This is a genomic window from Rhizorhapis sp. SPR117 (genome assembly GCF_021742065.1).
This window is the reverse complement of record NZ_JAKKIE010000032.1, coordinates 37,413-46,643: the sequence shown is the minus strand read 5'-3', so window position 1 is coordinate 46,643 and position 9,231 is coordinate 37,413. Positions and strand designations below refer to the sequence as shown.

General features: G+C 57.3%; 11 protein-coding genes. 4 read left to right on the top strand and 7 right to left on the bottom strand.

Features of this window, described 5'->3' with window-relative positions; translation table 11 throughout:
• Together L3X40_RS13300 and L3X40_RS13295 are read right to left on the bottom strand one after the other, a co-directional pair.
• The coding region (locus tag L3X40_RS13300; protein ID WP_237366050.1) for a hypothetical protein at nt 1–197 on the bottom strand (197 nt) is incomplete at its 3' end.
• A 53-nt stretch (nt 198–250) separates the two neighbouring features.
• A complete protein-coding gene (locus tag L3X40_RS13295) occupies nt 251–607 on the bottom strand; it encodes a SpoIIAA family protein (RefSeq protein ID WP_237366049.1) in 357 nt (118 codons plus the stop codon).
• A 192-nt stretch (nt 608–799) separates the two neighbouring features.
• Here L3X40_RS13295 and L3X40_RS13290 point away from each other — a divergent pair, with 192 nt between their 5' ends.
• On the top strand, nt 800–1,105 hold the full coding sequence (locus L3X40_RS13290) for a glycine zipper 2TM domain-containing protein (RefSeq protein ID WP_237366048.1): 306 nt from the start codon (nt 800–802) through the stop codon (nt 1,103–1,105).
• A gap of 82 nt (nt 1,106–1,187) precedes the next feature.
• Here the strand turns inward: L3X40_RS13290 and L3X40_RS13285 are convergent, their stop codons facing one another.
• Nucleotides 1,188–1,478, bottom strand: a complete 291-nt coding sequence (locus L3X40_RS13285) for a hypothetical protein (protein WP_237366047.1) — start codon at nt 1,476–1,478, stop codon at nt 1,188–1,190.
• Between the two features lie 262 nt (nt 1,479–1,740).
• Between L3X40_RS13285 and L3X40_RS13280 the strand changes: the two genes are divergently transcribed.
• A complete protein-coding gene (locus L3X40_RS13280; protein WP_237366046.1) occupies nt 1,741–2,235 on the top strand; it encodes a flavin reductase family protein in 495 nt (164 codons plus the stop codon).
• Between the two features lie 17 nt (nt 2,236–2,252).
• On the opposite strand, the gene L3X40_RS13275 is transcribed toward L3X40_RS13280, so the two are convergent.
• On the bottom strand, nt 2,253–2,954 hold the full coding sequence (locus L3X40_RS13275; protein ID WP_237366045.1) for an HAD family hydrolase: 702 nt from the start codon (nt 2,952–2,954) through the stop codon (nt 2,253–2,255).
• A 102-nt stretch (nt 2,955–3,056) separates the two neighbouring features.
• Between L3X40_RS13275 and glmU the strand changes: the two genes are divergently transcribed.
• Nucleotides 3,057–4,406: a bifunctional UDP-N-acetylglucosamine diphosphorylase/glucosamine-1-phosphate N-acetyltransferase GlmU gene (gene glmU / locus L3X40_RS13270; protein WP_237366044.1), complete on the top strand. Its 1,350-nt coding sequence runs from the start codon at nt 3,057–3,059 to the stop codon at nt 4,404–4,406.
• Nucleotides 4,407–4,501: 95 nt separating this feature from the next.
• Nucleotides 4,502–6,325, top strand: coding sequence for a glutamine--fructose-6-phosphate transaminase (isomerizing) (gene glmS, locus L3X40_RS13265; protein WP_237366043.1), 1,824 nt, complete (start codon nt 4,502–4,504; stop codon nt 6,323–6,325).
• An 11-nt stretch (nt 6,326–6,336) separates the two neighbouring features.
• Here the strand turns inward: glmS and nadC are convergent, their stop codons facing one another.
• The 3 genes from nadC to L3X40_RS13250 all read right to left on the bottom strand — a co-directional run bounded on the left by nadC (nt 6,337) and on the right by L3X40_RS13250 (nt 9,197).
• Nucleotides 6,337–7,182 (bottom strand): carboxylating nicotinate-nucleotide diphosphorylase, encoded by an 846-nt coding sequence (nadC, locus tag L3X40_RS13260; RefSeq protein ID WP_237366042.1) that lies wholly within the window; start codon nt 7,180–7,182, stop codon nt 6,337–6,339.
• A gap of 92 nt (nt 7,183–7,274) precedes the next feature.
• Complete coding sequence (gene nadA / locus L3X40_RS13255; protein WP_237366041.1) at nt 7,275–8,285, bottom strand: quinolinate synthase NadA; 1,011 nt, start codon at nt 8,283–8,285, stop codon at nt 7,275–7,277.
• A gap of 51 nt (nt 8,286–8,336) precedes the next feature.
• Complete coding sequence (locus L3X40_RS13250; protein ID WP_445177190.1) at nt 8,337–9,197, bottom strand: MBL fold metallo-hydrolase; 861 nt, start codon at nt 9,195–9,197, stop codon at nt 8,337–8,339.
• Nucleotides 9,198–9,231 lie beyond the last annotated feature (34 nt).

Below are 9,231 nucleotides of genomic sequence, written 5' to 3'. Positions count from 1 at the left end.
AGGGGTTCCTCCTCCAAGAGGACTCTAAAGCCAGTATCCGACTGAAGTCGGAGGGGTTCCTCCTCCAAGAGGACTCTGAAATCCGCTAGGACGATCTCCACACGGTCGGATGTGTTTGCATCCTCGCTTGCGCCTGCTGGTCCGCCAAGAACCAGAGAGAAGGCAGCGAGCGAGAAAAAGGCATAGCTACGCTTCATACGATCGTCCTCAATTTCACCTTATCAAAGACAGAACCGCGCTACCAGCAATCTCATCCCGCCAACCATTCACGCGCTTTGCCAATATCTGCAAAATCAAATACCCTGATTTCCGCGGCCATTACGGCACCCATCATCTTTGCAATCGGACCGATCCAGCCCTTGTCCGTGACGACAGCGACGCGGGCTATGTCCTTCAGGTGGTGAAAGGACCAGCCCATATCCTCCCACCATATGCCGGGACTGATCCAACCAATGTCTCGAATGATCTCCAGGATCAATATTTTACCATGAGCCGCGATCTCGGCGTCCAGGTCCCGCACCAATGCGCGATAGCTTTCCATATCCGCCGCGCCGTCAATGTCGATTTCGATGATCCCGGTTTCAGGATCGAGCCGATGTGTCAGCATCCCATATCTTCCTTTATTCCCGTTCGCCCCCTGAAATTTGCGAATCCCGCGCTTCCCGACTCCAATCAGATCCAACCTCGGATATTATCCTTTATTTTTAATGTATTATAACGTTGTCTCAGGTTCATGAAACCTTGGCCAAACTGCGATAGTTTACACCGAGCATAATGATCAAAATAAAGGAAATATGACATGCGTAATTTTATGCTTGCTCTAGCAGCCGTATCGATTGCCGTTCCGGCAAGCATGGTTGTTCCAACCGATCAGGCGTCGGCAAAGCAATATAAATACAAGGAATGGCGCGGCCGCGACGGACGGACATATTGCCGCAAGTCCGATGGAACAGTCGGGCTGATCGTTGGCGGCGCGGTGGGTGCGCTTGCCGGGCGAGCAATTGATACGCGCGGCGACCGTGCGACTGGCACTATCGCCGGCTTGGCAGCAGGCGCTCTGATCGGACGGGAAATAGATCGCGGCGGCTCACGTCGCTGCCGCTGACACGAAAAAGGGGCGGATCGATGACCAATCCGCCCCTCTATTCATTCATAGGTATGAAAGCGAAACCTGGGACAGCCCCAGTTCAATCTCTCATACTCAATGCGGTGGACTTGGTTGCTGATGCCGCCTCAGCCACGTGGAATCTGACCGGAGTTCCATTAGACGTGCCAGTGACCATGTCGCCACGAACAACAAGCGAAAATTTCTTACCGCCGGGATAGCTACGTCCGGTTATTACCTTGCTTTCACCTTTCTGCTCGACCTTATAGACATAAGTATAGCCATCCCGTTCGAAGGACCCAGTTTCGACCGGACCGGCCAGCGCCGGGGAAACAAATGAAAGCACCGCACCTGCGGCAATAATGGATAGCATTCGCATAAGATTCCTCCTGTTTGAATGCCAGACAAACACCCCGTTTCTGTTGTTGCGCATCAGGTTATGTTGCGTCGCAGCAGTAGCCGCAATCGCAAAGTGCAGACCGACGATTGCGCTATCTGCAACTGCTTATGTGGCGGCAGTGATCCAGGGCAGCATTCATTTTGCTTGCGCCGGAGCAATCGTCCAAATTTGGGTTGACCCATCACTACCCGACAAGGCAGGGAGGAAAGAAAATCCGAACAGATGAGAGATACCAATGACCAGCAGCAATACGCTTCCCGAAGATTTCAAACAGGCGATGCGGCGGCTGGCGACGACAATCGCCATTGTCACGACAGGCACAGGTGAACATTGGAGCGGCATGGCGGCAACGGCGGTCACCTCGGTCACATCCGATCCTCCCACTCTTTTGGTTGCGGTCAACCGTACCGCCAGCATGTCGCCAGTGTTACAGGCCGAACAGCGTTTCTGCGTCAATCTGCTGGCCGAACGCCATTGTGATCTGGTTAAGATCTTTAGCGGCGGCAAGAAGGGATTTGAGCGTTTTGAAACCGGCGGCTGGGTTGCTTCCGAGGATGGCCTGCCGGTATTGTCCGATGCTGTGGCCAGCCTGATCTGCACCACACAGATGACGTTGGGCGTGGCGACGCATACGCTGTTTATCGGTCAGGTCCAGTCCATCGTGAATCATCCCGACATTGATCCGCTGATCTGGGTCGATGGGACTTTTGCGTCGGCCTCCCGCCTGTAACGTCACTCCGCTCGGGATCAGCCGGGCAGAGGCTGAACAACTCTGTCATCAGACCAGTTTTCTAACGCGGGAATCAGTTCGTCATAATGATGGATGATGAGGTCCGCCCCCAGTTCCTCAATCGGCTGCATCAGGAAACCAAAACTGACGCCAATACTAGGAATACCTGCATTTTTGGCTGCAAGGGTATCGTTGATGCTGTCGCCAAGAAAAATCGCACGGCCACCGCCGCAGCGCCGGATCATTTCCTCGATCGGAGCGGCATGCGGCTTTGCCCGGCCCGCCCCCATCGTATCGCCGCCAATAATAGCGTCAAAGCGTTGCATCAGTCCCATCTGCTCAATCAGTGCAAGCGCAAAACGTTCATATTTATTGGTGCAGATGGCCAGCTTCACGCCTCGCGCATGCAGTTCATCCATCGCTTTGACGAGGCCGGGATAGGCTTTGCTGTGGCGGATCAGATTGTCTCCATAAAAATCGAGCAGCACCGGCAGATATTGCTGCATCAGCGCTTCTGAACAGCCGCCCGATGCCGCCAGTCCGCGCTCCAGCATCACCTTCGCCCCGCGCCCGACCAGCGGTTTGATCTCATCGACAGAAAAGGGCGGGCGGCCGATCTGCGCCAGTGTGTAATTCACCGCCGCCGCCAGATCGCCGCTGGTATCCAGCAAAGTACCGTCCAGGTCGAAGCCAATAATATCGAAAGGAATTTTTGTCATCGAGCGTTCAATGCCCTTTGCCCTGTAGAATATGCAAGCCAAACATGGCAGAGGAATGCTGAAACTGCCTGATCCACTTGCACGAACGGAAATATTCTGACGATGCGCCCGTTAGCCACCATCATTCTTGCCGCGGGGCAAGGCACACGCATGAAATCGGGCATGCATAAAGTGCTGCACCCTGTCGCCGGGCGCCCAATGCTGCTCCATCTGCTGGCCAGCGTCGAGACGCTGAAACCACAAAAGAAAATCCTGGTCGTTGGCGCAGGCCGCGACCAAGTGGAGGCAGCCGTTTCGGGCCATGACGTTCAGATTGTCGTCCAGGACAGGCAACTTGGTACCGGCCATGCCGTTCAGCAGGCCGAAGCAACATTCAACGGTTTTGTTGGCGATGTGCTGATCCTTTATGGCGACGTGCCGCTGGTGCGGGCCGAAACCATGCGGATGATGCTGGAACGCTTGCATGGCGATGGCACGCCCGTAGCGGTCGTGCTCGGTTTTCGTCCGGATGATCCTGGCGCTTATGGCCGGATCGTCGCGAATGCGCATGGCGCTATCGAGAAGATGGTCGAATACAAGGATGCGAGCGAGCCGGAACGCGCCATAACTTTGTGCAACAGCGGGCTCATGGCAATCAGGCAAGAAGACCTTTTCACCCTGCTCGCGCGGATCGAAAATGATAACGCAGCGGGCGAATATTACCTGCCCGACATCGTCATGCTCGCATTGCACGATGGCCGGCAAAGCGCGGTTGTCGAGACCGAAAGCTGGGAAGTATCAGGCGTCAATAGCCGCATCGAACTTGCCAAGGTCGAGGCAGAATGGCAGCGCCGCCGCCGGATAGAGGCAATGCGCGATGGCGCCACCCTCATTGCGCCGCAGACCGTGTTCTTCAGTCATGACACCGTGATCGGCAAGGACGTCGTAATCGAACCCAATGTTGTCTTCGGCCCCGGCGTGATCGTGGAGGACAATGTGACCATCCACGCCTTTTCCCATCTGGCCGGCGCGCATGTGAAGAGTAGAGCCGAAATCGGTCCTTACACCCGACTTCGCCCCGGCGCGGACATCGGCCAGGGCGCGAAGGTCGGCAATTTCGTCGAAATGAAAAAAGCGGTGCTGGGCGCAGGCGCGAAGGTCAATCACCTCAGCTATATCGGCGATGCCAATGTTGGACCGGGCGCGAATATCGGCGCGGGTACGATCACCTGCAACTATGACGGTTATTTCAAATACCGGACGGAAATAGGCGCTGGCGCATTCATCGGTTCCAACAGCGCATTGGTCGCGCCAGTCAATATCGGCGATGGCGCGATCGTCGCTGCCGGATCAGTGATCACACACGATATCGGCAGTGACGATCTGGCGCTGGCCCGGGGCAGGCAGGAGGCAAAGCCCGGCTGGGCCGCCAAATTCCGCACTGTCATGAATGCGAAGAAGAAGGCGAAATAGCTATATTTCCCATTATCCCGAGCGAAATTGAAGGACATGGGGACTTGGCGCGGCGTGTCTCGACTGCGCTCGACACAAACGGTTTGAGGTAATTTATGTGCGGTATCATCGGCATATTGAGTAAGGAAGACGTAGCGGATCGGCTGGTCGATGGTCTGCGCCGTCTGGAATATCGCGGTTACGATTCAGCGGGCATATGCACCATCCACAACGGCGCGTTGGAGCGCCGAAGGGCGGAGGGCAAGCTCAATAACCTCGCCGCAAAACTCGTGCTTGATCCCCTGCCCGGAACCGTCGGCATCGCGCATACCCGCTGGGCCACACATGGCGCGCCCACCGAAGATAATGCCCATCCCCATATCGTCGGCGATGTAACGCTGGTCCACAATGGGATCATCGAGAATTTCAAATCTCTGCGCAACGAACTGATCGCGCAAGGTCGGGTTTTCGCCAGTCAGACGGATACCGAAGTGGTCGGCCATCTTCTTGCCCGCGAGGTCGAACAGGGTGCCGATCCCAAGCAAGCTGTCGCAAATGTCCTGCCCCGGCTGCAAGGCGCCTTTGCACTGGCCATCATGTTTCGCGCATGGCCGGACCTGCTGATCGGGGCGCGGCTGGGCGCCCCGCTGGTGGTCGGTTATGGCGATGGTGAAAATTATATCGGTTCCGACGCACTGGCGCTCGCTCCGCTGACCCAGAAGATCGCCTATCTGGAGGAAGGCGACTGGGCAGTGATAACGCGGGAGTCGATCGAGATATTCGATCTGAACAATCATCCCGTCGAGCGCCCCGTAACCAGTTCGGGCGTGTCGGGTGCGATGATCGACAAGGGCAATTACCGCCATTTCATGCTGAAGGAGATTTTCGAGCAGCCAGTGGTGGTGGCGCAGACGTTGCGTAGCTATCTCCGTCCGCTGGAAAATCAGGTAGCGCTACCGGACATGGGTTTCAATCTGGGTGGCATCAAGCGCGTCACGATCGTTGCCTGCGGAACCAGCTATTATGCAGGCCTCATCGCAAAATACTGGTTTGAAAAATTCGCGCGCGTACCTGTCGACATCGATGTAGCGAGCGAATTTCGATACCGCGACCCGGTACTGGAGCCGGGTGGCCTTGCGCTCTTCATTTCGCAATCGGGCGAAACCGCCGATACGCTGGCGGCGCTACGCCATGCTCGCGCTGAAAAACAGATCATCGCGGTCGTCGTCAATGTACCGACCAGTTCAATGGCGCGCGAGGCCGATTTGCTGCTGCCCACCCATGCAGGACCGGAAATCGGCGTCGCATCGACCAAGGCGTTTACCTGTCAATTATCCGTGCTCGCTGCACTGGCCGCCAACCTTGCACGCGCCAACGGGCACTTGTCGGCAGATGAGGAAGGCGCGATCGTCAAGCATCTGACTGAAGCCCCGGCCGCCATGAATCAAGCGCTTGGTCATGACGACGAGATAGAAGCGGTGGCCCATCTGATCGCCCCGGCGCGCGACGTTCTTTATCTGGGACGCGGCCCGGATTTCCCCATGGCGCTGGAAGGCGCGCTAAAGCTGAAGGAAATCAGCTATATTCATGCCGAAGGCTATGCTGCGGGCGAAATGAAGCACGGACCCATCGCCCTGATCGACGATGCCGTGCCGGTGATCGTCATCGCGCCGTCTGGGCCGCTGTTCGAAAAGACCGTATCCAACATGCAAGAAGTGCAGGCTCGCGGCGGCAAGGTCGTGTTGATTTCGGATGCCGAAGGCATTGCGCAAGCAGGCGAGGATTGCATGGCAACCATCGAAATGCCCACCGTCCATCCCTTGATAGCCCCACTGGTCTATGCCGTGCCGGTGCAATTGCTCGCTTATCATGTAGCCGTTGCAAAGGGCACTGACGTCGATCAGCCTCGCAATCTCGCCAAATCCGTAACCGTCGAATAACCGCCAGCGGTCTATGTGCTGGCGAAATCAAGTCCGATGTCGGCGGCAGGGGCGGATTGGGTCAGCCGCCCGACGCTGATGTAAGTGACGCCGGTGTCGGCAATGGCGCGAATGGTGTCCAGCCGCACGCCACCCGAAGCCTCCGTCGGCACCCGTCCGCCAACAAGCATGACCGCGCCGCGCAAAGTCGCAGGCTCCATATTGTCGAGCAACAAATGCGTAGCGCCAGCGGCCAATGCGGGTTCGATCTGATCGATCCGGTCGATTTCCACGATGATGCGTTCAATACCTGCCGCGACAGCGCGACGGACGGCCTCTCCCACCGATCCCGCAACCGCGACATGATTGTCCTTAATCATCGCTGCATCCCAAAGGCCCATGCGATGATTGGTCGCCCCGCCCATGCGCGTCGCATATTTTTCCAACGCACGAAGGCCGGGAATGGTCTTGCGCGTGTCAAGAAGGGTTGCCCCCGTACCCGCAATGCGATCGACATATTGCCGCGTCATGGTGGCAATGCCGGTCAGATGCTGCACTGTATTGAGCGCCGACCGTTCCGCCGTCAGCATGGCCCGAGCCTTTCCGGTCAGGCGGATCAGGTCGGTCCCGGCAGGCACGCTGTCGCCATCCCTGACGAGCAGTTCGATCTTCACATCGGGATCAAGCGCACGGAAAAAGGCCTCGGCCAGCGGCAGACCCGCTACGGTTACGGCGTCACGAGTATCCATGACACCGGCAAAGGTCGCATCGGCGGGGATCACGGCGGCTGAGGTAATATCGCCTGCTTCACTCAAATCCTCGGAAAGCGTGGATGCGATGAAGGCGGGCAGATCGAATCGGTCAAGAGTGAAAGTCATAGTGATCGGCCCCCTGGTAACGCGCCCCAGCAAAGTCCAGGGACGCTGCTCTGGCGAACGTGTCTCGACGGTACTCGACACGAACGGGAATATTAGGCCCTCGCCACCACCGGCTTGCCCAAATCCCCCTGCCCCACCGTGCCCGCCGCCATCTCCAACATCCGATCAAGGCTCTTTTTCGCGGCCAGCCGCAGGTCCTCGCTCATTTCGATGCGCGGTTGCAGGTCACGCAATGCGACATACAGCTTTTCCATCGTGTTGAGCGCCATATAGGGGCAGATATTACAATTGCAGTTGCCGTCCGCACCCGGCGCGCCGATGAAAGTCTTGTGCGGCATTGCCTTTTCCATCTGATGGATGATGTGCGGCTCGGTAGCCACAATCAGGGTATCGCCCGGCATAGTGTTGGCAAAATCGAGAATGCCGCTGGTCGACCCGACATAATCGGCATGATCGACGATATGCGCCGGGCATTCGGGGTGCGCGGCGACGGGCGCCTCAGGATGCTGCGCCTTCAGCTTCAACAATTCGGTTTCGCTGAACGCCTCATGCACGATGCACACACCAGGCCATAGGAGCATATCACGACCCGTCTTGCGGGCAAGATAACCGCCCAGATGCTTGTCGGGACCAAAAATGATTTTTTGGTCCTTGGGAATCTGCGACAGGATTTTTTCGGCAGACGAACTGGTGACGATGATGTCGCTAAGCGCTTTCACCTCTGCCGAACAATTGATGTAGCTCAGCGCGATATGATCGGGATGCGCTTCCCGGAACGCTTTGAACTTGTCGGGCGGACAGCTATCCTCCAGCGAACAACCTGCGTCCATGTCTGGCAGAACGACGATCTTTTCGGGGGACAGGATTTTCGCGGTTTCGGCCATGAAACGCACGCCGCAAAAAGCGATGACGTCCGCGTCCGTCGCCTGCGCCTTGCGCGACAGGTCCAGACTGTCGCCAACGAAATCGGCAAGATCCTGTATTTCCGCCTTTTGATAATAATGCGCCAGGATCACGGCGTTGCGGTCCTTGCGCAGCCGGTCGATTTCGGCGCGCAGGTCCAGCCCCGCAAGGCTTCCGCCCGTTTTGCCAAGTGCAGTCATCAGTCTCTCCGAATAGGCCCCATATGCGGCCGATATAGGGATTGATCAGAATTATGCAGCAATTTTCCAGCGATCTTTTTCACTGACCACCAAATTGCGCGTCTGCAGGTCGATAAGGTGCGCCAATACCGATCGGCCAGCCGCTCCATGCAGTCGCGGATCGACACCCTTATACATTTTCTCGACCATCTCGGGAATAGAAATGGCATCATGCGCGCGCAGGTGGCGCAATATCTGTCCCTCACGATGTTTGCGATGCCCCATCATCGACCGGACCCATCTTTGCGGATGTTCCACTGGTTCGCCATGGGCGGGATAATAGACCGTATCCGCGCGGCCGAGCAGCTTCTGCATACTCGCCATATAGGCGGCCATATCGCCATCGGGCGGGGATATCACACTGGTCGACCAACCCATGACATGATCGCCGGTGAACAAGGCTTTTTCCTCGTTCAACGCAAAACAGAGATGGTTGGACGTATGCCCCGGCGTCGCCACAGCCTCCAGTGTCCAGCCAGTGCCTTTTACCTGCTCGCCATCAGTCAAAATCTGGTCAGGCACATAGCCCCCGTCAAACGCCGCATCGGCACGCGGACCATCGTCATCGAGGGCCAGAGGCGCGCATCCGATTATTCGAGCACCAGTCATCTCTGCCAATGGACCGCTGGCGGGGCTGTGATCCCGATGGGTATGCGTGCACATGATAGCGCGCACCGACCGGCCTGCAATGCCGCGCAACAGGGCATCAAGATGCGCAGGTTCATTTGGCCCCGGATCGATTACCGCTACGTCATGCTCACCAACCAGATAAGTTTGCGTGCCTGTATAGGTAAAGGGCGAAGGGTTGGGCGCCAGCACGCGCGCGACCAACGGCGCGAGGCGCATCAACTCACCTGTCGGAAAATCGTTCATGGCCCACATGTGGCATGTTGCAGGTATAAAACAA

What these genes read in the sequence shown, in the direction of transcription:
- L3X40_RS13295 (WP_237366049.1), bottom strand. Translation starts at nt 607, where the DNA reads ATGCTGACACATCGGCTCGATCCTGAAACCGGGATCATCGAAATCGAC.
- L3X40_RS13290 (WP_237366048.1), top strand. Translation starts at nt 800, where the DNA reads ATGCGTAATTTTATGCTTGCTCTAGCAGCCGTATCGATTGCCGTTCCG.
- L3X40_RS13285 (WP_237366047.1), bottom strand. Translation starts at nt 1,478, where the DNA reads ATGCTATCCATTATTGCCGCAGGTGCGGTGCTTTCATTTGTTTCCCCG.
- L3X40_RS13280 (WP_237366046.1), top strand. Translation starts at nt 1,741, where the DNA reads ATGACCAGCAGCAATACGCTTCCCGAAGATTTCAAACAGGCGATGCGG.
- L3X40_RS13275 (WP_237366045.1), bottom strand. Translation starts at nt 2,954, where the DNA reads ATGACAAAAATTCCTTTCGATATTATTGGCTTCGACCTGGACGGTACT.
- glmU (WP_237366044.1), top strand. Translation starts at nt 3,057, where the DNA reads ATGCGCCCGTTAGCCACCATCATTCTTGCCGCGGGGCAAGGCACACGC.
- glmS (WP_237366043.1), top strand. Translation starts at nt 4,502, where the DNA reads ATGTGCGGTATCATCGGCATATTGAGTAAGGAAGACGTAGCGGATCGG.
- nadC (WP_237366042.1), bottom strand. Translation starts at nt 7,182, where the DNA reads ATGACTTTCACTCTTGACCGATTCGATCTGCCCGCCTTCATCGCATCC.
- nadA (WP_237366041.1), bottom strand. Translation starts at nt 8,285, where the DNA reads ATGACTGCACTTGGCAAAACGGGCGGAAGCCTTGCGGGGCTGGACCTG.
- L3X40_RS13250 (WP_445177190.1), bottom strand. Translation starts at nt 9,197, where the DNA reads ATGAACGATTTTCCGACAGGTGAGTTGATGCGCCTCGCGCCGTTGGTC.